This window comes from Prescottella sp. R16 (assembly GCF_030656875.1).
In the GTDB taxonomy this organism is placed as follows: Bacteria; Actinomycetota; Actinomycetes; order Mycobacteriales; family Mycobacteriaceae; genus Prescottella.
The window spans coordinates 2,506,533-2,527,720 of sequence record NZ_CP130943.1; the positions used below are offsets into that span (position 1 = coordinate 2,506,533).

General features: G+C 69.1%; 18 protein-coding genes. 8 read left to right on the forward strand and 10 right to left on the reverse strand.

Annotation, left to right across the window (positions count from 1 at the left end; all coding sequences use genetic code 11):
* Positions 1-26 precede the first annotated feature (26 nt).
* The 4 genes from Q5696_RS11750 to Q5696_RS11765 all read left to right on the forward strand — a co-directional run bounded on the left by Q5696_RS11750 (position 27) and on the right by Q5696_RS11765 (position 5,104).
* Positions 27-716, forward strand: a complete 690-nt coding sequence (locus tag Q5696_RS11750) for an MBL fold metallo-hydrolase (RefSeq protein ID WP_370654775.1) — start codon at positions 27-29, stop codon at positions 714-716.
* On the forward strand, positions 713-3,940 hold the full coding sequence (gene otsB / locus Q5696_RS11755) for a trehalose-phosphatase (RefSeq protein WP_305091537.1): 3,228 nt from the start codon (positions 713-715) through the stop codon (positions 3,938-3,940). The genes Q5696_RS11750 and otsB overlap by 4 nt, the downstream gene beginning before the upstream one ends.
* A 69-nt stretch (positions 3,941-4,009) precedes the next feature.
* Entirely contained in the window at positions 4,010-4,801 is a 792-nt protein-coding gene (locus tag Q5696_RS11760; protein ID WP_305091538.1) for a DoxX family protein, read from the forward strand.
* A gap of 24 nt (positions 4,802-4,825) precedes the next feature.
* Positions 4,826-5,104 carry a DUF7218 family protein gene (locus Q5696_RS11765; RefSeq protein WP_305091539.1) on the forward strand — a complete coding sequence of 93 codons (279 nt, stop codon included), beginning with the start codon at positions 4,826-4,828 and terminating at the stop codon, positions 5,102-5,104.
* Between the two features lie 88 nt (positions 5,105-5,192).
* On the opposite strand, the gene Q5696_RS11770 is transcribed toward Q5696_RS11765, so the two are convergent.
* Entirely contained in the window at positions 5,193-5,858 is a 666-nt protein-coding gene (locus Q5696_RS11770; protein WP_305091540.1) for an endonuclease, read from the reverse strand.
* 43 nt (positions 5,859-5,901) lie between these two features.
* Positions 5,902-7,263 (reverse strand): NAD-dependent succinate-semialdehyde dehydrogenase, encoded by a 1,362-nt coding sequence (locus Q5696_RS11775; RefSeq protein WP_305091541.1) that lies wholly within the window; start codon positions 7,261-7,263, stop codon positions 5,902-5,904.
* 250 nt (positions 7,264-7,513) lie between these two features.
* Here Q5696_RS11775 and Q5696_RS11780 point away from each other — a divergent pair, with 250 nt between their 5' ends.
* Positions 7,514-9,799 carry a HelD family protein gene (locus tag Q5696_RS11780; RefSeq protein WP_305091542.1) on the forward strand — a complete coding sequence of 762 codons (2,286 nt, stop codon included), beginning with the start codon at positions 7,514-7,516 and terminating at the stop codon, positions 9,797-9,799.
* 21 nt (positions 9,800-9,820) lie between these two features.
* On the opposite strand, the gene Q5696_RS11785 is transcribed toward Q5696_RS11780, so the two are convergent.
* From Q5696_RS11785 to uvrB, 3 genes are all read right to left on the reverse strand, one after another.
* Complete coding sequence (locus tag Q5696_RS11785) at positions 9,821-10,273, reverse strand: universal stress protein (RefSeq protein ID WP_305091543.1); 453 nt, start codon at positions 10,271-10,273, stop codon at positions 9,821-9,823.
* Between the two features lie 102 nt (positions 10,274-10,375).
* A complete protein-coding gene (locus tag Q5696_RS11790) occupies positions 10,376-11,245 on the reverse strand; it encodes an SCO6745 family protein (RefSeq protein ID WP_305091544.1) in 870 nt (289 codons plus the stop codon).
* A gap of 31 nt (positions 11,246-11,276) precedes the next feature.
* Positions 11,277-13,430 carry an excinuclease ABC subunit UvrB gene (gene uvrB / locus Q5696_RS11795; RefSeq protein WP_305091545.1) on the reverse strand — a complete coding sequence of 718 codons (2,154 nt, stop codon included), beginning with the start codon at positions 13,428-13,430 and terminating at the stop codon, positions 11,277-11,279.
* A 104-nt stretch (positions 13,431-13,534) separates the two neighbouring features.
* Here uvrB and Q5696_RS11800 point away from each other — a divergent pair, with 104 nt between their 5' ends.
* Positions 13,535-14,056, forward strand: a complete 522-nt coding sequence (locus Q5696_RS11800) for a ribonuclease FAU-1 family protein (RefSeq protein WP_305091546.1) — start codon at positions 13,535-13,537, stop codon at positions 14,054-14,056.
* Between the two features lie 6 nt (positions 14,057-14,062).
* Here the strand turns inward: Q5696_RS11800 and coaE are convergent, their stop codons facing one another.
* Positions 14,063-15,289, reverse strand: coding sequence for a dephospho-CoA kinase (gene coaE / locus Q5696_RS11805; protein WP_305095255.1), 1,227 nt, complete (start codon positions 15,287-15,289; stop codon positions 14,063-14,065).
* Positions 15,290-15,418: 129 nt separating this feature from the next.
* Here coaE and Q5696_RS11810 point away from each other — a divergent pair, with 129 nt between their 5' ends.
* The gene (locus Q5696_RS11810) at positions 15,419-15,631 is read left to right on the forward strand and encodes a hypothetical protein (RefSeq protein WP_305091547.1); all 213 of its coding nucleotides are present in this window, start codon (positions 15,419-15,421) and stop codon (positions 15,629-15,631) included.
* Between the two features lie 280 nt (positions 15,632-15,911).
* Here Q5696_RS11810 and rpsA read toward each other — a convergent pair whose 3' ends face one another.
* Positions 15,912-17,381: a 30S ribosomal protein S1 gene (rpsA, locus tag Q5696_RS11815; RefSeq protein WP_305091548.1), complete on the reverse strand. Its 1,470-nt coding sequence runs from the start codon at positions 17,379-17,381 to the stop codon at positions 15,912-15,914.
* Positions 17,382-17,657: 276 nt separating this feature from the next.
* On the opposite strand from rpsA, the gene Q5696_RS11820 reads away from it, so the two are divergent.
* The gene (locus tag Q5696_RS11820; protein ID WP_305091549.1) at positions 17,658-18,506 is read left to right on the forward strand and encodes a class I SAM-dependent methyltransferase; all 849 of its coding nucleotides are present in this window, start codon (positions 17,658-17,660) and stop codon (positions 18,504-18,506) included.
* Between the two features lie 31 nt (positions 18,507-18,537).
* Here the strand turns inward: Q5696_RS11820 and Q5696_RS11825 are convergent, their stop codons facing one another.
* The 3 genes from Q5696_RS11825 to Q5696_RS11835 are packed head-to-tail and all read right to left on the reverse strand — an operon-like array spanning position 18,538 to position 21,164.
* Positions 18,538-19,290 carry an amino acid ABC transporter ATP-binding protein gene (locus tag Q5696_RS11825; protein ID WP_305095256.1) on the reverse strand — a complete coding sequence of 251 codons (753 nt, stop codon included), beginning with the start codon at positions 19,288-19,290 and terminating at the stop codon, positions 18,538-18,540.
* A gap of 11 nt (positions 19,291-19,301) precedes the next feature.
* Complete coding sequence (locus Q5696_RS11830) at positions 19,302-20,246, reverse strand: amino acid ABC transporter permease (protein WP_305091550.1); 945 nt, start codon at positions 20,244-20,246, stop codon at positions 19,302-19,304.
* Positions 20,247-20,267: 21 nt separating this feature from the next.
* Positions 20,268-21,164 (reverse strand): ABC transporter substrate-binding protein, encoded by an 897-nt coding sequence (locus tag Q5696_RS11835; protein ID WP_305091551.1) that lies wholly within the window; start codon positions 21,162-21,164, stop codon positions 20,268-20,270.
* Positions 21,165-21,188: the final 24 nt, after the last annotated feature.

Sequence of the window (21,188 nt, forward strand, 5' to 3'; positions counted from 1 at the left end):
CGGTGTCCGGCGGTAGCCTCCCGATCATGGAGCAGCACATCACCGTCGACGACCACTACACCGGAGATCTGTCGGGCAGCACGGGGGCGCAGCGGCGCACCGTGCCGGGCGCCACGATCGTCAAGATGTCCGTCGGCCCCATGGACAACAACACCTACCTGGTCACGTGTTCCGAGACGGGGAAGTCGCTGCTCGTCGATGCCGCGAACGATGCCGAGCGCATCCTGGCGCTGGTTGCCGAGCAGGCTCCGCAGCTCGAACTGATCGTGACGACGCATCAGCATCACGACCACTGGTTCGCGCTCGCGGAGGTCGCCGGGAAGACCGGGGTGCCGACCGCGGCGCACCCGCTGGATTCGGAGATCCTGTCCGTCCCGCCGGCCCGCACCCTCACCGACGGCGACGTCGTGTCCGTCGGCGATCTCGAGCTCGAGGTGATCCACCTGAGCGGGCACACCCCCGGCGGCATCACGCTCGCGCTGACCGAGCGTGGCGAGAACGGACGCGTCCACCTGTTCACCGGTGATTCGCTGTTCCCGGGTGGGGTCGGCAAGACGCCGGACGCCGAACGGTTCACGTCGCTCATGGACGACGTCGAGTCGAAGCTGTTCGACCGGTTCGGCGACGACACCGTCTTCTATCCCGGCCACGGCAAGGATTCCACGCTCGGTGCGGAGCGGCCGCACCTGGGCGAATGGCGTGAGCGCGGCTGGTGACCCCGCTCCGTCGGGTCGCGGACGTCCCGGACGCCCTGACCGCCCGAGCACAGTGGGTGCCACTGCTGCGGGCGGCGCGCCCGGCGGTGTTCCTCGACTTCGACGGCACTCTCGCGCACATCACGGATCGGCCGGCGGCCGCGGTACCGGCGGACGGGGTGATCACCGAGCTGACCCGCCTGGCCCGGCACTGTCCGGTCGGGATCATCAGTGGCCGCGACCTCGCGGATGTCCGGGCTCGGGTCGGAGTACCCGAATTGTGGTACGCCGGTAGCCACGGTTTCGAGGTGGTCGCACCCGACGGCGAGCACCACGAGTACGAGGCGGCGGTGGCCGTCGAACCGGATCTCCGGCGGGCCGCCGCTGCCCTGCGTAACCGGCTCGAGCCGGTGCCCGGTGTGCTGGTGGAGCGCAAACGGTTCGCGGTGGCTGTTCACTACCGGAGTGTCGACCCCGGCCGGGTGGACGCGGTCCTCGCCACCGTCCGGGCCGTGGCCGACGCCGAGCCGGGACTGCGGGTGACGTCGGGCCGGCAGATCGTGGAACTGCGTCCGGACATCGACTGGGACAAGGGACGTGCCCTGATGTGGATGCTGGGGCATCTCACCGGGTCCGCGGGGCCGACTCCGGTCTACATCGGTGACGACCGGACCGACGAGGACGCGTTCGAGGCGCTCGCCGGAACCGGGATCGCGGTGGTGGTGCGGTCCGACGAGTCGGACGAGCGGTGGTCGGCGGCGCAGTACTCGGTCGAGGGACCGGATCGGGTGCGGGAGCTGATCCAGCGGATCGCGGATCTCGTCGGCAGCGATCCGCGCACCCCGCCGGCACCCGACGATCCGTGGACGGTCTCGTTCGACGGCTACGATCCGCCGTCCGAGCGGCTGCGGGAGGCACTGTGCACGGTCGGCAACGGGGTGTTCGCGACCCGCGGCTGCGCCCCGGAATCCGTCGCGGACGACACGCACTACCCGGGCACGTACGCGGCCGGGGTGTTCAACCGGCTCGAGGACGCGGTGAACGGCACCGTCGTCGACAACGAGTCACTGGTGAACCTCCCGAACTGGCTGCCTCTGACGTTCCGGATCGACGACGGCCCGTGGTTCGACATCGACGCGGTGCACGTTCTCGACCACCATCAGTACCTGGACCTGCGCCGCGCCGTCCTGACCCGTCGGCTCCGGTTCCGGGACGACGCCGGACGTACGACCACGGTGCACCAGCGCCGGTTCGTCGCGATGCATCTGCGGCACGTGGCGGCGCTCGAGACGACGGTGTGCGCCGAGGACTGGTCGGGGCGGCTCGAGTTCCGCTCGGAGATCGACGGTGCGGTCGGGAACACGCTCGTCGAGCGGTACCGGGATCTCGCGAGCCGCCATCTCGCGCCCGCCGACACCGAGGTGGTCGACGAGAACACCGTGCGTCTGGTCACGGTCACCACCGAGTCCCGGATTCCCGTCGCAGTGGCCGCCCGCACGACGCTGTGGTGCGGAGGCGAGCCGGCGACGGCGTCGTACCGGCCGGTCACCGGCGCAGGCACCGGGCGGGTCGGACACGACATCGCGATCGATGTGACCACCGGTGAGGACATCACCGTGGAGAAGACGGTCACGGTGGTCACCGGCCGGGCGCCGGCCGTGTCGGATCCGGCCGACGAGAGCATCCGGTGGCTCGCCCGCACCGGCCGGTTCGCGGACGTTCTCGACGAGCACATTCTGGAGTGGTCGCGGTTGTGGGACCGGCTGGGTATCGACCTCGAACATCACGCGCACGCGCAACGGGTCGTCCGGTTCCATCTTCTGCATCTGGTGCAGACGGTGTCACCGCACGTCACCGACCTCGACGTGGGGGTTCCGGCGCGCGGACTGCACGGGGAGGCGTACCGCGGCCACGTCTTCTGGGACGAGCTGTTCGTGTTCCCGGTGTTGAATCTACGGTTGCCGACACTGACCCGGTCGCTGCTGTACTACCGGTACCGGCGGCTGCCGGAGGCACGGCACCGGGCACACGAGTCCGGGCGAGTCGGCGCGATGTTCCCGTGGCAGTCCGGCAGCGACGGCCGGGAGGAAAGCCAACGGCTGCACCTCAATCCGATGTCGGGGCGATGGAATCCGGATCCGAGCCGCCGGCAACTCCACGCCGGTATCGCGGTCGCCTACACGGTGTGGCAGTACTACCAGGTGACCGGCGACCTGGAATTCCTCGTCGAGTTCGGTGGGGAGTTGCTGATCGAGATCGCGCGCTTCTACGCGGATCTCGCCGAGTACGACGCCGACATCGGACGGTTCCGGATCCGGGGCGTCATCGGCCCCGACGAATTCCATTCCGGCTATCCGGATGCGCCGTACGACGGGATCGACGACAACGCGTACACGAACGTCATGACGGTGTGGGTGCTGCGCCGGGCCCTCGACGTCCTCGACGAGCTTCCGCAGGTGATCCGCGCGGATCTCACCCGGCTGGTGGGGCTGTCGGTGCAGGAGACGGTGCGGTGGCACGACATCTGCCGGCACATGCACGTCCCGTTCCACGATGGGGTGATCAGTCAGTTCGCCGGCTACGAGCGGCTCGCCGAGTTCGATTGGGAGGGCTACCGGGACCGGTACGGCGACATCCATCGGCTGGACCGGATCCTCGAGGCCGAGGGCGACGACGTGAACCGGTACCGCGCCTCGAAACAGGCCGACGTGCTCATGCTGTTCTATCTGCTGTCCGCGGACGAGCTGCGCGACGTGTTCGACGGGCTCGGCTACCGGCTGTCCCCCGATACCGCGGCGCGGACCGTCGAGTACTACCTGACGCGCACGTCACACGGGTCGACGTTGAGCAGCGTCGTGCATGCGTGGGTGCTGGCCCGTGGCCACCGGGATCGGGCGATGGAGTTCTTCCATCGTGTCCTCGACTCCGATATCGCGGACATTCAGGGCGGTACGACCGCGGAGGGGATCCATCTGGCCGCGATGGCCGGCAGCGTCGATCTCGTGCAGCGCTGCTTCACGGGACTCGAGGTGCGGGGCGGGAAGCTGATCTTCGCACCGAACTGGCCGGAGGAACTCGGTCCGCTGTGTTTCCCGATCGTGTATCGCGGTCACCGGCTACGGATCACGGTCGACGGTCTCCGTGTCCGTATCCGGGCCGCCGCCGGTGACCAGCCGCCGATCGTCGTCGAATGCCGGGGCCGGACGGTGCATCTGCATCCGGGGTCCACCGTCGAACTGGGCTGATGCTCATGTCCTGCCGGATCGCGGCGACGTCGCTACCGTTGAATCACCACACGACGCCTGGAGGTTTCCATGATCGTTCGTCGCATCGCCCGCCCGCTCCTGTCCACGGTGTTCATCGCCGGCGGAATCGATTCCCTGCGCAACGCCGCGCCGAAAGCCCAGGCGGCGGGGCCGTTCCTCGACAAGGCCGCCGGCAGTCTTCCCGGGTCGGTGACCGGGAAGCTGCCGTCCGACCCGGAGACTCTCGTCCGGATCAATGCCGCGGTCCAGGTCGGTGCCGGCACCCTCCTCGCGCTGGGTAAGGCGCCGCGGGCCGCGGCGCTCGCGTTGGCGGGCACTCTCGTGCCGACGACCGTCGCCGGCCACGACTTCTGGAACGTGCAGGATCCGCAGCAGCGGGCCGCGCAGCGCATGCAGTTCTTCAAGAACATGACGATGCTCGGTGGGCTGCTGATCGCGGCCGTCGACACCGAGGGCAAGCCGTCGCTCGGCTGGCGTGGCCGACGCGCCGCCCAGCAGGCGCAGGAATCGATCGTCGACGCCTTCTCCCACACCGACCGACCGGACACCGACCGCCTGCACGACGTGGCCGAGCAGGTGCAGTCCCGGGCCACCGAGTGGGCGCATCTCGCCCGGGAGCGGGGCGCCGCGCTGGGCGAGGTGGCCCGCGAACGCGGCAGCGAGTGGGCCGACACCGCCCGCGAGCACGGCACCGACTGGATCGAGACGGCCCGCGAGCACGGCACGGAGTGGGCCGAGGCGGCCGGCGAGCAGGGCGAGATCCTGAGCCGGAAGGCTCGGAAGCGTGCCGAGCGGGCGCTCGCGACTGCCCGCGAGAAGGCAGCGGAGCTGCAGAACTGAACCGACAGAAGAGAGGTGATCGTCGTGCCGACGAACAAGAGCAGCAGCTCGGATCCGCATCTGAAGGATCAGGAACTCTACGAGAAGCTACGGCAGCAGGGCGATTCGAAGGAGAAGGCGGCCCGCATCTCCAATGCGGCTGCTGCCGAAGGCCGGTCGTCCGTCGGACACAAGGGCGGCAAGGGCGACCGGTACGAGGACCGGACTGTCGACGAACTCCGGGACCGTGCGAAGGAACTGGGGCTCACCGGATATTCGTCGATGAAGAAGTCCGAACTGATCTCGGCGCTGCGCAACCACTGAGGCACGCGCCCGGACGTCGGCGGCACCGTCGGCCACCACACGAGCGTCCCGGTCACCCACCAGGCTCCGATCTCCGTCGCCGTCCGAATCATCGGGCCTCGGTCCGTACCGTCTCCGGCAGGGAGGCGTCGAGCGTCACCCGGACGAGCGCTGCGGCCAGCTGCGCCACCTCGCCGGGCCGCGCCAAGTCCCCCAACGCCGCCGCGTCCCGGGGCAGGCCGAGCGCCTCGGCACCGGCCAGCGCCCGCTCGTCCAGGTGCGGCCGCAGCCACGGCCACGTGTCCTGGACCTCCCGCAGGAAGATCTCGGCGCCGACCGGGCCGATACCGTCGAACTCCTCGAGCAGCCGGACGGCCGCGGCGGGGACGTGGCCGGACCGCTCGGCGAGCCCGCGCAGGTCGCCGCGGTATTCGTCGTCGACATGTTCGGCGGCCGCCCGCAACCGGGTCGCGGTGCTCTCGTCGTAACGGGTGTAGTGGCCACGCTGCAGGGCCGCGATCACCTCCGGGCGGGGCGCGTCCCGCAGAGTTCTCGGGGTGCGCCACCCGGCGTGGAACAGCTCCCGGGCGGTGCGCGTCGCAATGCCGGCGGAGATGCGGGTACTCAGCAGCAGAGCAAGGACCAGCAGCTGGAACAGCGGTTTGGGCTGATCCTTCAGCGTGATCCGCGCTTCCTGCGCGTACGTCCGCCCTGCACGGTCGAGGAGAACCCGGACGGCGGCGGCGTCGCGCGCGGTGGGCGTTCCGGTGGGCATGCCCACTACTACCCCGTCCGGCCTGCCGGTGAAACGCTGCCTCTCAGCCCGTCCCGGCCGGGGCGGTGCCCGTCCCGGCCGGCACCGTGCGGATCAGCTTGCGGTTCACGAACTCGAACAGTCCGAGGTCGCCGAGTTCCCGGCCGAAACCGGAGCTCTTGACACCACCGAACGGCAGCTCCGGCTCGGTCGAAGTGGGATGGTTGATCCACACCATGCCGCTGCGGATCCGGTCGGCGACGGCCCGGGCCCGTCCGGTATCGGATCCGAACACGGTGCCGCCCAACCCGAATCGGGTGGAGTTCGCGAGGGTCACCGCCTCGTCGTCGTCGTCGTCGGCCACCCGGTACACGACCGCGACCGGACCGAACAGTTCTTCCTCGAACGCCCGCATCTGCGGGGTCACGTCCGTGAGCACGGTCGCGTCCACGAACGCCCCTGCCCCGTCGGGGCCGCGTTCGTCCGGCCGAGCACCGCCGACGGTCACGGTCGCCCCCTTGCCGACAGCGTCGTCGATCTGCTCGAGCAGCGTCTGCGCCGCCCCCTCCGACGACAGCGGCCCGAGCGTGGTGTCCGCGTCCGACGGGTCGCCGGCGACGAGGTCCGAGAAGCGCCGGGTGAGCCCGTCGACGAACGTGTCGTACACGGTGTCGGGCACGATGAACCGTTTCGCCGCGACACAACTCTGCCCGGTGTTGCCGAGACGGCCCGCGGCGGCGGCATCGAGGGTGCTGTCGAGGTCGTCGGCGTCGAGGACCACGAACGGGTCGCTGCCGCCGAGTTCGAGGACGCACTTCTTCAGGTGCCGGCCGGAGATCTCCGCGAGCGACGCTCCCGCGGCCTCGCTGCCGGTGAGCGCCGTGCCCTGCACCGCAGGATGCGCGACGACGCGTTCGACGTCCGACACGTGCAGGAACAGGTTGCTGTACACGCCTTCCGTGGCGCCCGCGTCGGCGAGCAGTTTCTCGATCCCGAGGGCGGTCTGCGCGCACGAGCTCGAATGCTCGAGCAGGACGACGTTGCCCACCAACAGGTTCGGGGCGGTGAACCGCGCCACCTGGTACAGGGGGAAGTTCCACGGCTCGATGCCGAGGAGCACGCCGACCGGCTCGTTCACGATCTCCGCGGCGCCGTCGTCCACGTCGATGGGATGCGGTCGCAGGAATCCGGGCCCGCGGTCGGCGTAGTAGTCGAAGATCGCGGCGGCGAGGTCCACCTCGGCGCGGGCCTCACCGATGAGTTTGCCCATCTCCCGGGTGACGGACGCCGCGAGCTCCTCCTTGCGTTCGCGCAGCAGCTCGGCTGCCCGGCTCAGCACGTGTGCCCGCCGGTCGACGGGGAGGTCACGCCACTGCTCGAACGCGGCGGCGGCCCGGTCGACGATCGCATCGATCTGCTCGCCCACCAGGTACGGGTATTCGCCCGGTGTACGGGTCGACGGTCCGGAACGGGGTGGCGTCGGGTCCCGGCGCACTCATCGGCTGCATGCTCGTCGACGTCATGGTGGCTCCTTCCGATCGTGGTGACGGTCCCGGACCGGGTACCCGACTCGGCCACCGGTCAATCACGGCCCGGACCTGCGTGTCTGCACGGCGCCTCGGAAGCGCACTAGACTGCTCGGGCGCTTTTCCGCCGCTATCGACCGAGGAGTCCTGTTGCCCGACGAGGCCCGCGTGCATCCCGATCTCGAGCACGAGCAGGGATATGTTTCGACGCTCTACGAGCGTCTCGACGGTTTGCGTTCCTACACCCAGAACCGGCTGTCCCAGGTGCTGTTGCAGACCGGTGGCACCCCGCAGGCGCGCAGCGAACGCGAGTCGTTCACGCAGATGTACAGCGAGGACCTGACCCGCTACGACGCCGCCGAGAACGGGCTGTGCTTCGGCCGGATCGATGTCACCGGCGACGACGCACCCCGCTACGTCGGGCGCATCGGCATCCTCGACGAGGAGAACGACTACGAGACGCTGCTGCTGGACTGGCGAGCCCCGCTGGCCCGGCCGTTCTATCTGGCCACCCCGGCCACCCCGGACGGGGTGACCCGGCGCCGGCACATCCGTACCCGCAGCCGCACCGTCACCGCCCTCAACGACGAGTACCTCGATCTGGCTGCCGTCGATGCACACGGCCACGCGGCCGCCTCCGGCGGAGTCGCCGGGGAGAGCGCGCTGCTCGACGCCCTCAACGCGGCCCGCACCGGGCAGATGCACGACATCGTCGAGACCATCCAGAGCGAGCAGGATGCGATCATCCGCTCGAACCACAAGAGTGTCCTGGTCGTGCAGGGTGGTCCGGGCACCGGGAAGACCGCGGTGGCGTTGCACCGCGCCGCGTACCTGCTGTACACGTACCGGAAGCAGCTGGAGAAGGCCGGCGTCCTCATCATCGGGCCGAACGAGACGTTCCTCGACTACATCGGCCAGGTGCTGCCGTCGCTCGGCGAGACCGGGGTGTTGCTGTCCACGATCGGCGACCTGTATCCGGGGGTGCGGGCCACCCGCGAGGATTCGCTCGCCGCGGGCGAGCTCAAGGGCTCGCTCACGATGATCGACGTTCTGAAGAAGGCGGTGCGGGACCGGCAGGAGGTGCCGTCGTCGCCGATCGAACTGCGCTTCGACAGCTATCCGATCAGGTTGGACCGCAAGATCGTCACGCGGGCCCGCGGCCGGGCCCGGTCGTCGCGGCGGCCGCACAACCTGGCACGTCCGATCTTCGTGTCCGCCGCGATCGAGGCCCTCGCCGACCAGTTGGCGGCCACCCTGGGCGCGAACGTCGTCGACGGCGACAACCTGCTCAGCCGCGACGACATCGCCGACATGCGCGACGAGATGCGTGAGGACCCGGCGATCATGGCGGCCCTCGACGGGCTGTGGCCGCACCTGACACCGCAGCAGGTGCTCACCGATCTGCTGCGCTCCCCCGACCGGCTCGCGTCCGCGGCCCCCGGTCTCACCGCCGGCGAGCGGGCCGCGTTGCTGCGTACCCGCGGGGTGGGGTTCAGTGCTGCCGACGCGCCGCTGCTCGACGAGCTCGCCGAACTGCTCGGCGTCGACGACGCCGCGGAACGTGAACGCGCACAGCGGCGGTGGCGGCAGCAGATCGCCGACGCGCAGGGCGCACTCGATATCCTCACCGGCTCGGCACCCCAGGACCTCGAGGACGACCTCGACCCCGAGATCCTCATGGCGTACGACCTCATCGACGCGAGCCAGCTCGCGGAGCGGCACGAGATGAGCCGTCACGGCACCACCGCCGAGCGGGCCGCCGCGGACCGCACCTGGACGTACGGGCACGTCATCGTCGACGAGGCGCAGGAACTGTCGGAGATGGCGTGGCGGATGCTGATGCGGCGCATCCCCAACCGGTGGATGACCCTCGTCGGCGACACCGCCCAGACCGGGGATCCCGCGGGCAGCTCGTCGTGGCAGGACGCGCTCGAACCGTACGTGGCGCAGCGCTGGAAACTCACCGAACTGACCGTCAACTACCGCACCCCGGCGGAGATCATGGAACTCGCGCACCGGGTGCTCGCCGAAATCGATCCCGCGCAGACGGTGCCGCGGTCGGTACGCGAATCCGGGTTCGCGCCGTGGGCGCAGCAGGTGGACGCCGCCGACGTGCTCGACGAGGTGCGTCGCCGGGTCGCCGCCGAGACCGGACCCGGCCTGACCGCGGTCCTCGCCGGGCACGATCTGGTCGCGCAGCTGGCGGACCTGCGGTCGGAATCGGTGAGCGTGCTCACCGTCAAAGACGCGAAGGGACTCGAGTTCGACTCGGTGATCATCGTCGAACCACAGGATCTGCTGGACGAGTCGCCGCGCGGTACGAACGACCTGTACGTGGCGTTGACGCGGGCCACGCAGCGGCTCGGGATCGTCCACGCCCGTCCGCTGCCGCCGGTGCTCGACGGGGTGGCGGCCGCGGTGCCGGCCGGGAACTGATCCCGGCCGGCCCGCGCCGGGTCAGCGGACGGTGTGCACGATCAGCACGTCGCAGCGGGACTTGCGGGCCGCATCCGACGGCACCGAGCCGAGCAGCCGACCGGTGAGCGTGTTGAGGCCACGATTGCCGACGACCAGCAGGTCTGCCTCGACCTCGTCGACGAGTTCGAGCAGCGAATCGACGGGGGCACCGACGATCGCCCGTTCGACGATGCTCGTCGCGCCGACGGCGGTGGCCCGCTCCCGTGCGGTGCGCAGGATCTCGTACGTCGGGGCCGACCCCGTCACCTGGTAGGCGTCGGCGCCGAGCGTGTCCTGCGCGGCCTCGGTGTCCTTGGGGTCCGCCGGGTAGTAGGCGCAGGCGAGCACGAGCTTGGCGCCGGCGTCAGCGGCGATGGCCGCCGCCTTGTCGACGGCACGGTACGACGAGTCCGATCCATCCGTTCCGACGACGACGGTCCGGTAGGCGCTCATTCATTCCTCCATGGGTACGGTTCGATCCGGTCGGTGGCCAACGTGGAGAAGAGGCCCCATTGCCACCATTTCACCACGAGGACGGCGCTTCGATGCGCTGCATCAGCGTGATTCGCCGTACCTCGGCCCGAACAACGAGTCCGGGAACAACCCGGACGCCCGCACCGTTGCCCGCCACGGCGCGGTCAGCTCGGACAGTCGCGCGGCCCCGTCCTCGCCCAGCTCGGTCCACGGCGCCGCAGCCAGGTCGTCGGTGAGATCCTCGACGACCTCGCGCAACTCTCGTCCGTCGGCGGTGAGTTCGCCTCGCTCGTCGAGGATCTCGCGGTCCCGCAACCCCGCGGCGGCAGCGTCCCATTCGGTAGCGGACCAGCCGCGGCGGCTCTGCGCGAACGACTTCCGGAATCCGATCCCGGCAGCGGTGTGTGTGATCAACGCCTCGAGACCGCTCAGTCCCGCGGTCTGCAGGGCCGCGACGTGCCCGTCGCCGCGGTACTCGCGCAGCAGGGTGAGGGCGTGCCACAGCACCAGGTGCGGCTCCTCGGGCCAGTCCAGCTCGGCGTACCCGGCATACAGCGGACGCCCGTCCACCCCGGGAATCGCTTGCGCCGCAATCGCGGCCAGCTGCGCGGCCTCCGCCATCTCGGGGGATGCCACCGCAGCGCCGAGCAGTGTCCGGTAGGCGGCGTCCACGCCCCGGTAGCGGGCGGCGACGATGTCTCCGGGGGCGGCGAGCGTCCACGCGCGGGGGACGACGTCCGCGATCAGGGCCGGAGCGAAGTTGTAGAAGGCAGCGGTGACGACGCTGCCCGCGACGGCACCCATCGGTGCGGCTCGGCCCGCGAAGTACGGCATCCGCCCCGATTCCAGGCCGGCACCGACGAATTCGGCCTCCACCTCGGGGGCGAAGTAGCAGAGCGAGTGCAGCAGTTCGTGGGCACGGGCGGTACGTCCGGCAAGTTGTGCGTCCATGAGCGACGACGGTAGCCGGTTCCCGCCGGGGTCACTGCAACCCGGCCGCGTCCATGCCGCGCAATTCCTTCTTCAGGTCGGCGATCTCGTCGCGCAGCCGGCCCGCCAGCTCGAACTGCAGATCGCGGGCGGCGTTCATCATCTGGTCGGTGAGCGAGGAGATGAGATCGGCCAGCTCGGCGCGCGGCATCGCCTTGACGTCACGGCCCTCGTAGACGCCGGCGCTGACCGCGCGCCCGGCCTCGCCCTGCGCGCGCCGCCCACGGCTCGCGTTGCGACCGGACCCGCCCACCTCCACGGTGTCCTCGGCCTCCTCGTACACCTGGTCGAGGATGTCGGCGATCTTCTTGCGCAGCGGCTGCGGATCGACGCCCTTCTCGAGGTTGTAGGCGATCTGCTTCTCGCGGCGGCGTTCGGTCTCCTCGATGGCGCGGGCCATCGAATCGGTGATCTTGTCGGCGTACATGTGGACCTGGCCGGACACATTGCGGGCGGCACGGCCGATGGTCTGGATGAGGCTGCGGGTGCTGCGCAGGAACCCTTCCTTGTCGGCGTCGAGGATCGCGACGAGCGACACCTCCGGCAGGTCCAGGCCCTCGCGGAGCAGGTTGATGCCGACGAGCACGTCGTATTCGCCGAGCCGCAGCTGCCGCAGCAGTTCGACGCGGCGCAGGGTGTCGATGTCCGAGTGCAGATACCGCACCCGGATGCCGAGTTCGAGCAGATAGTCGGTGAGGTCCTCGGCCATCTTCTTCGTCAGCGTCGTGACGAGGATCCGCTCGTCGCGTTCGGTGCGCTGCCGGATCTCGTGGATCAGGTCGTCGATCTGTCCCTTGGTCGGCTTGACGATCACCTCGGGGTCGACGAGACCGGTGGGCCGGATGACCTGTTCGACGAATTCGCCTCCGGCCTGCCCCATCTCGTAGTCGCCGGGGGTGGCGGACAGGTACACGGTCTGCCCGATCCGGCCCGTGAACTCCTCCCACGTGAGCGGCCGGTTGTCGGTGGCCGACGGCAACCGGAACCCGAACTCGACGAGATTGCGTTTACGGGACATGTCGCCCTCGTACATCGCACCGATCTGCGGGACCGTCACGTGCGACTCGTCGATGACGAGCAGGAAATCCTCGGGGAAGTAGTCGATGAGTGTGGCCGGCGCGGACCCGGCCGGGCGTCCGTCGATGTGCCGCGAATAGTTCTCGATACCGGAGCAGAATCCGACCTGCTTGATCATCTCCAGGTCGTACTGGGTGCGCATCCGCAACCGCTGGGCCTCGAGCAGTTTGCCGCGGTTCTCCAGGTCTGCGAGCCGCTCCTCGAGTTCGGCCTCGATGTCCTTGACGGCCCGCTCCATGCGTTCCGGGCCCGCGACGTAATGGGTGGCCGGGAAGATACGCACGGTGTCGACCTGGCGGACCACGTCCCCGGTGAGCGGGTGCAGGTAGTACAGCGCCTCCACCTCGTCACCGAAGAACTCGATCCGCACCGCGAGTTCCTCGTACGACGGGATGATCTCGACGGTGTCGCCACGGACCCGGAACGAGCCGCGGGTGAACGCCATGTCGTTGCGGTCGTACTGCACGTCCACCAACAGCCGCAGCAGTGCGTCGCGGTCGACCTCGACACCCACCTCGAGCTGGATCGACCGATCCAGATACGACTGCGGGGTGCCGAGACCGTAGATGCACGACACCGACGCCACCACGACGACGTCGCGCCGGGACAGCAGACTCGACGTCGCCGAATGCCGCAGCCGTTCGACGTCGTCGTTGATCGACGAGTCCTTCTCGATGTAGGTGTCGGTCTGCGCGATGTACGCCTCGGGCTGGTAGTAGTCGTAGTACGACACGAAGTATTCGACGGCGTTGTGCGGCAGCATCTCCCGCAGTTCGTTGGCGAGCTGCGCGGCCAGTGTCTTGTTGGGTGCCATCACGAGCGTCGGTCGCTGCACGCGTTCGATGAGCCACGCCGTGGTCGCGGACTTGCCGGTGCCGGTGGCGCCGAGCAGGACCACGTCCTTCTCCCCCGCCCGCAGCCTCCGCTCGAGTTCGTCGATGGCGGCCGGCTGGTCTCCCGCCGGCTCGTACTCGCTGACGACCTGGAACCGGCTGTCGGATCGCTCGATCTCGCCGACCGGCCGGAACTCGGAATGTGCCACCACGGGGTGCTCGGATGCGAACGCCATGCGACCAGCGTAGGCGCCGGTACCGACAAGTTCCGATAACGCTGCCGATGTTCCGGGCCCGACACCGCTGCCCGGTCGATCGTTCGGTTGTACCTTCTGACGGTATGGAAACTGTCGAGCTGGTCGCAGCGCACCGCCCCAAGGTGGAATCGTTCAACATCACCGAACGCACCAACACCGACCCCAAGGGGTTCGTCCGCCCCGTCGAGCACTACCGGCTCGAGGCGTGGGGGCTGTACATGGCCCGCACCGCCGACCACCCTTCCTTCCACTACCTCGAGTCGTGGATCCTGCCCGATCTCGGCATCCGGGCGTCGATCTTCCACTACCACCCGTATCACGCGCGCGACCAGAACCACTACGTCGACATCGGCGACTTCACCCGAGGTCCGGACGTGTGGCGGTCCGAGGACCACTATCTGGATCTGGTGGTCCGCACCGGCCGCGACACCGAACTGCTCGACGTCGGCGAACTGATCGCCGCCACGGCCCACGGCTACCTGTCGCCGGGGGCCGCCGAACGCGCGGTGCAGCGGGCGGTGGCGGCGGTCGACGGCATCGCCGCGCACGGCCACGACCTGGACGCGTGGCTGACGTCGCAGGGCATGCCGGTCACCTGGCGCTGACCGCGCTCACTCCCCCGGGGACCATCCGGTCGCCTCCGCCCACTCCCACGCGCGCCGGTAGCCGCGGTCGAACCAGGGTGCTGTCGTGTCGGTGTACGCCTGCGCGGAGGCCGCGGTGTCGTGGGCCACGGCCGCCGCCTCCGCCCCGGCACGCTGCTTGACGTCGAGGAACTCCGCCCGGACGACGTCGTCGGCGCGCAGCCAGTCCCGCAGCAGCAGTGCGAACCGCTGCCCGGGGTTGCCGTCGACCCGCAGGTCGATGTGGACGGGACGGCCCGGGTCGGCGCCCCCGTGGGCGCGTTTGGCCCACAACGCCGGATCCGTTTCCCCACCCGCCCCGTACTCCGGTTTCGGCAGGTCGAACGTCTCACCGGGGATCAGGGGGAATCCGGCCGCGGTCAGCGGTCCGCTCAGTGCGTCCGCCGTGTCCAGGTCGGCGACGGTGATCTGGACGTCGACGATGTCGCGGGCGTCGAGACCCGGTACCGCCGTCGAACCGACGTGGTCGACACGGAGCGCCTGCTCTCCACACACCGCACGCAGGCGGTCGACGAGCCGCCGGCCCTGCGCCGCCCAGGCCGGGTCCGCGGGGCGCAGGATCGGTGGTCCGGGCACGACGACGCCGTCCCGCAGATTCCGGTCGAACGGCAGCAGTCGGTCCGCGACCAGCGCCCGCACCTGGGCCTCGAGTTCGTCAGGGGTGCCGTTGTTGTCGAGCCAGACGTCCGCGGCGGCACGACGCTGCTCGTCGGTGGCCTGCGCCGCGATCCGGGCCCGCGCATCCGTCTCCGGCATCCCCCGCAGTTCGACGAGCCGACGCAACCGTTCGGCCTCCTCGACGTACACGACGATCACCAGGTTGAAGGCGGGCCCCATCCGGCCCTCGACGAGCAGCGGAATGTCCTGCACGACGATCGCGTCGGCCGGTGCGCCGTCGACGAGTTCCAGGGTGCGCTGCCCGATCAGGGGATGCAGGATCGAGTTGAGCAGCAGCCGGGACTCGTCGGACGCGAACGCCGCCGCGGCGAGCGCGGGCCGGTTCAGTGTGCCGTCCGGGTGCAGGACGCCGTCCCCGAACGCGTCGACGAGCGCCGCCAGTCCCGGGGTACCCGGTTCGACGACCTCGCGGGCGATCACGTCCGCGTCCACGATGACCGCCCCCAGATCCGCGAGAACACGCGACACGGTCGATTTTCCGGCTCCGATGCCTCCCGTGAGGCCCACTTTCAACACGCCGACCAGTCTCTCACCGAACACGCCGAAGATCATCAAGCGGCGAAATGCACGTTTCGGTGACCGGTTCGGATAACCTTGCATCCAGCCGTCCGACCAGCCGATTCGCGAATCGAGTAGGAGCCGCTCATGCGCAGCACTTCCACGCGTCCCGGTCGGCACCGACTCGGCATGGAGCACGGCGTCCACGCGATCCTCATCCCGGAGGTCGCGTCGGCGCTCGCGGAGCATCGGCGCAACTGGTTCACCAGTGTGCTGACGCCCGCCCGTCACAGCTTGGCGAGCATTCGCAAGCAGACGGCAGCCATGCCGACCCGATGGGTGCCCGCCGCCGCGAACTGAATCACCACGCCCGAGGCCTGTGGCCCCGATCCCCCGCCGGGATCGGGGCCACAGTCGTTCTCCGGTACGGCCTCGGCTTCCCCGCGTTTTGCGCACTTGACGCGAATTCCCGCCCCGGATTGTCGCGTCAAGTGCGCAAAACGCGGGCAGACAGGTGGGCAGGTAGGCCGGCAAGCAGTCGGTGGGCAAGGTAGGCCGGACATGCGAAAGACCCCGGTCCTCTGGGCACGAGGACCGGGGTCTTTCGGTGGATCAGACCTGAATGTTCAGGCCGTTACTGTCAGGCGCCGCCCGACAGCTTCTCGCGCAGAGCGGCGAGCTGGGCGTCGCTGGCGAGCGAGCCACCCGCGGACTCCGAGGACACAACGCCCTCGTCCGAGCCCGACTCCGAGGAGTAGTTGGTGCCGGCCGCACCGGCCGCCGCCTCGGCAGCCTCGTCGGCAGCCATCTTCTCCATCTGGGCGGTGTGCATCTTGTGGCGACGCTCGGCCTCCGCGTAGCGGGACTCCCACTCCTCACGCTGCTTGTCGAAGCCCTCGAGCCATTCGTTGGTCTCGGGATCGAAGCCCTCGGGGAAGATGTAGTTGCCCTGCTCGTCGTAGCTGTCGGCCATGCCGTACTTCGACGGATCGAACTCGGCGTTGTAGTCCTCGTTGGCCTGCTTCAGCGACAGCGAGATGCGGCGACGCTCCAGGTCGATGTCGATGACCTTGACGAGCGCGTCGTCGCCGACGGCGACAACCTGGTCCGGGACCTCCACGTGGCGCTCGGCCAGCTCGGAGATGTGCACCAGGCCCTCGATGCCCTCCTCGACGCGGACGAACGCGCCGAACGGAACCAGCTTGGTGACCTTGCCCGGAACGATCTGGCCGATCGCGTGGGTGCGGGCGAACTGACGCCACGGGTCCTCCTGCGTCGCCTTCAGCGACAGGGAGACACGCTCGCGGTCCAGGTCGACGTCGAGAACCTCGACGGTGACCTCGTTGCCGACCTCGACGACCTCGGACGGGTGGTCGATGTGCTTCCAGGACAGCTCGGAGACGTGGACCAGACCGTCGACGCCGCCGAGATCGACGAACGCACCGAAGTTGACGATCGAGGACACGACGCCCTTGCGGACCTGGCCCTTCTGCAGCTGGTGCAGGAACTCGCTGCGGACCTCGGACTGGGTCTGCTCGAGCCATGCGCGACGCGACAGGACCACGTTGTTGCGGTTCTTGTCGAGTTCGATGATCTTGGCCTCGATCTCCTTGCCGACGTACGGCTGGAGGTCGCGGACACGACGCATCTCGACGAGCGACGCAGGCAGGAAGCCACGCAGGCCGATGTCGAGGATGAGGCCACCCTTGACGACCTCGATGACGGTGCCCTTGACGGCCTCGTCCTTCTCCTTGAGCTCCTCGATGGTGCCCCACGCACGCTCGTACTGCGCGCGCTTCTTCGACAGGATCAGACGGCCTTCCTTGTCCTCCTTGGTGAGGACCAGGGCTTCGACCTCATCGCCCACGGAGACGACCTCGTTGGGGTCGACGTCGTGCTTGATGGAGAGCTCACGGGAAGGGATGACGCCTTCGGTCTTGTAACCGATGTCGAGAAGGACCTCGTCACGATCGACCTTGACGATGGTGCCTTCGACGATGTCGCCATCGTTGAAGTACTTGATCGTGGCGTCGATGGCGGCGAGGAAGTCCTCGGCGGAGCCGATGTCGTTGACGGCTACCTGCGGCGAGGTCACAGTGTTGGAGGGCATGTGTTGAGTTGCTCCGGACGGGTTGTAAGTCGGTTGATGATGTTCTGTCAGACAGGCGGACCGAAAGGCATCCGATCACGACTCGTGCTCGATGACTCGAGGCCGAAATCGCCCGTTCTACGGACCACCACGAGGCTTGCCTGCACAAGATCACCGGAAAACCAACCGGCGAGAAAATGCGTCGAAGACACTCGCGAGCAACAGCCTACGCGACCTCGAGTTAGCTGGGCAAACCCGGGCGAGGAGCACCCGGATCACCCTCTAGGCTTGACCACCATGTCCGACGATCGTCACGCCATCGCCAACTCCATCCTCGGGACGAGCGGGGTGAGTCGCACCCGGATCGGCACCGCAGCGAGCGAACGCGCCAGCCGCGCCTGGTGGGACGCCGACGCCGACGACTACCACCGCACGCACGGCGAGTTCCTGGGTGTCGACTCGGACGCCGGCGAGTTCGTGTGGTGCCCGGAGGGCCTGCACGAGGGCGACATGCAGCTGCTCGGCGACGTCGCCGGCAAGCGGATCCTCGAGGTGGGCTGCGGGTCGGCGCCGTGCGCGCGCTGGCTGGCCGGGCAGGGCGCGCACGTCGTGGGCCTGGACATTTCGATGGGCATGCTGGCGAGGGGTGTCGACGCCATGGACCGGAGCGGGTCGCGGGTCCCCCTCGTCCAGGCCGGCGCGGAAGCGCTGCCCTTCGCGGACGCGAGCTTCGACCTGGCTTGTTCGGCTTTCGGTGCGGTTCCGTTCGTTGCGGATTCTTCCTTGGTGATGCGGGAGGTGGCGCGGGTGCTGCGCCCGGGCGGGCTGTGGGTGTTCGCGGTGAACCACCCGATCCGCTGGATCTTCCCGGACGATCCGGGCCCGGGCGGGCTGACCGCGACGATCCCCTACTTCGACCGCACCCCGTACGTCGAGGTCGACGCCGACGGCGTCCCCACGTACGTCGAGCATCACCGCACGATCGGCGACCGGGTCCGTGAGGCCGTCGCGGCCGGGCTCGAGGTGCGTGACATCGTCGAGCCCGAGTGGCCGGAGTGGCTGGACCGGGAGTGGGGCCAGTGGAGCCCGCTGCGCGGTCAGCTGTTCCCGGGCACCGCGATCTTCGTGACCCGCAAGCCGGCCTGACCCGGCCGGCACCCGCCGTTCCGGGACCGGCTCAGAGCAGTTTGGACAGGAAGGCGCGGGTGCGTTCGTGCTGTGGGTCGGCCAGCAGTTGCCGCGGCTCCCCCGCCTCGACGACGACGCCGCCGTCCATGAACACGAGCTTGTCGGCGACTTCGCGGGCGAAGCCCATCTCGTGGGTGACGACGACCATGGTCATGCCGTCGCGGGCGAGGTCCTTCATGACGCCGAGGACTTCGCCGACGAGTTCGGGGTCGAGCGCGGAGGTGGGCTCGTCGAACAGCATGAGTTTCGGTTCCATCGCCAGCGCGCGGGCGATCGCGACACGCTGCTGCTGTCCGCCGGACAGTTGCACGGGGTAGGCGTCGGCCTTCGCGGCGAGCCCGACGCGGTCGAGCAGGTCGCGGGCGGTGGCGACGGCCCGGTCGCGGGGCACCTTCTTCACCAGCACCGGAGCCTCGACGATGTTCTCGAGGACGGTGCGGTGCGGGAACAGGTTGAAGTGCTGGAACACCATACCGATGTCGCGGCGCTGCCGGGCGGCGGCGCGGGGGCTGAGTTCGTGGAGTTTGCCACCGCGTTCGGCGTAGCCGACGAGTTCCCCGTCGACGTAGAGACGTCCGGCGTCGACGCGTTCGAGGTGGTTGATGCACCGCAGGAAGGTGGACTTGCCGGAGCCGGACGGGCCGATCAGGCACAGCACCTGTCCGGCTTCGATGTCGAGGGTGATGCCGCGCAGCACCTGGAGGGCGCCGTAGTTCTTGCACACGCGGTCGGCGCGCACCATGGGGGTCGTCGTCACGCGGCGCCTCCTTCGTCCTGACGCTGGGCGTCGGCGAGTCCCTGCAGTTGTGCTGCCGTCAGGGTGCGCGACGCGCCTTTCGAGTAGTGCTTCTCGATGTAGTACTGGCCGACCATGAGGATGCTGGTGATGACCAGGTACCAGGTGGACGCGACGAGCAGCAGCGGCACCGGATAGAAGTTGGCACCGGAGATGTCCTGGGCTCGTCCGTACAGTTCGAGCGAGTACGGGACGGCTGCGACGAGCGAGGTGGTCTTGAGCAGGCTGATGAGTTCGTTGCCGGTGGGCGGGACGATCACCCGCATGGCCTGCGGCAGCACGGTGCGGCGCATGGTCTGGGTCCACGACATGCCGAGTGCGGTGGACGCCTCGAACTGGCCTTCGCTGACCGATCCGATGCCGGCGCGCACGATCTCGGCCATGTAGGCGGCCTCGTTGAGTGCGAGGCCGATCATCGCGAAGAAGAACGCGGCCTCGAGCGACTGGATGTCGAAGTGCACGAACTGCGGCCCGAACGGGACACCGAGGTCGATCGACTTGTAGATGGCCGGGAACAGGCCCCACAGCACCAACTGCACGTAGACGGGGGTGCCGCGGAACACCCACAGGTACACCCACGCCGCCGACCGCAGTACCGGATTCGGGGAGAGCCGCATGACGGCGAGCAGTACACCGAGCACGATCGCGATGACCATCGACATCACGGTGAGCTGGATCGTCTTCCAGGCACCGGAGACGATCCGTTCGTCGAACAGGTACTGCCGGTAGACGTCCCAGTGGAATTCCGGGTTGGTGGCGGCACCGTAGACGAACAGGCCGAACAGCCCCAGCACGACGACGGCGGCGACCCAGCGGCCGGGATGCCGCAGCGGGACCGCTGTGATCGGTTCCGGCTCGGAGGCCGTCCCGACGCTCGGTGGCCGGCTCTCGTTGGCTGGCATGACTGTTCCCTCTCTGGTGTTCTAGCTGGTCGCGCCGTTGACGACGGACGTGTCGATCATGCCCGCCTCGACGCCCCACGCTTCGGTGATCGTGCGGTACCGGCCGCTGTCGATGAGGTACTGCATCGCCTGCTGCAGTGCGGGGGCGAGCGGGGAGCCTTTCGCGACGACCCAGCCGTAGGGGGCCGCGTCGTACAGGCCGCCGGCGGGGACGAGACGTCCGTTGCTGCGTTTGATGGCGTACGCGGTGACCGGGGAGTCGGCGGACAGGGCGTCGGCCCGACCGAGGATCAGGGCATTGGCGGCGTCGGCCTGCGTTCCGTACTTGATCTTCTTGATCGGCGGCTTGCCGGCGGCGACACAGGCCTCGCTGCGGACCGGAACGTCCTCGAGGTCCTCGAACGTGCTGATCTGGACGGCGACCCGCAGCCCGCACGCATCGTCGGGGTCGATGTCGTCGCCGGCGCGCTGCGCCCACTGGACGCCTGCGCTGTAGTACGTGACGAAGTCCACGGCCTTCTCGCGTTCACGCGTGTCGGTGAATCCGGAGACGCCGACGTCGAGGGTGCCGGCCTGCACCGACGGGATGATCTTGTCGAAGTCGGTCTGCTTGACGTCCACCTCGAGGCCCAGAACGGCCCCGGCGGCCTTGATGAGATCGATGTCGTATCCGACGATGGTGCCGTTCTCGTCCTTGAACTCGTTGGGCGCGAACGGCGGATTGGTGCCGATCCGCAGCCGCCCGGAGGCCGCGACCTGCGGGGGAAGCTGGTCGGCGATCGCATCGACGCGCTCGATCCCCAGCGGGGGTACCACCGGGACGAGACCCTCGTCGTTCTCGACGCATCCGGCGGCCCCGAACGCGACGGCAGCGGTCAGGAGCGCGGCAGCGATGCGGTTTGCGCCTCGTGCGAACATCGCGTGTCCCGTCCCTTCCTCGAC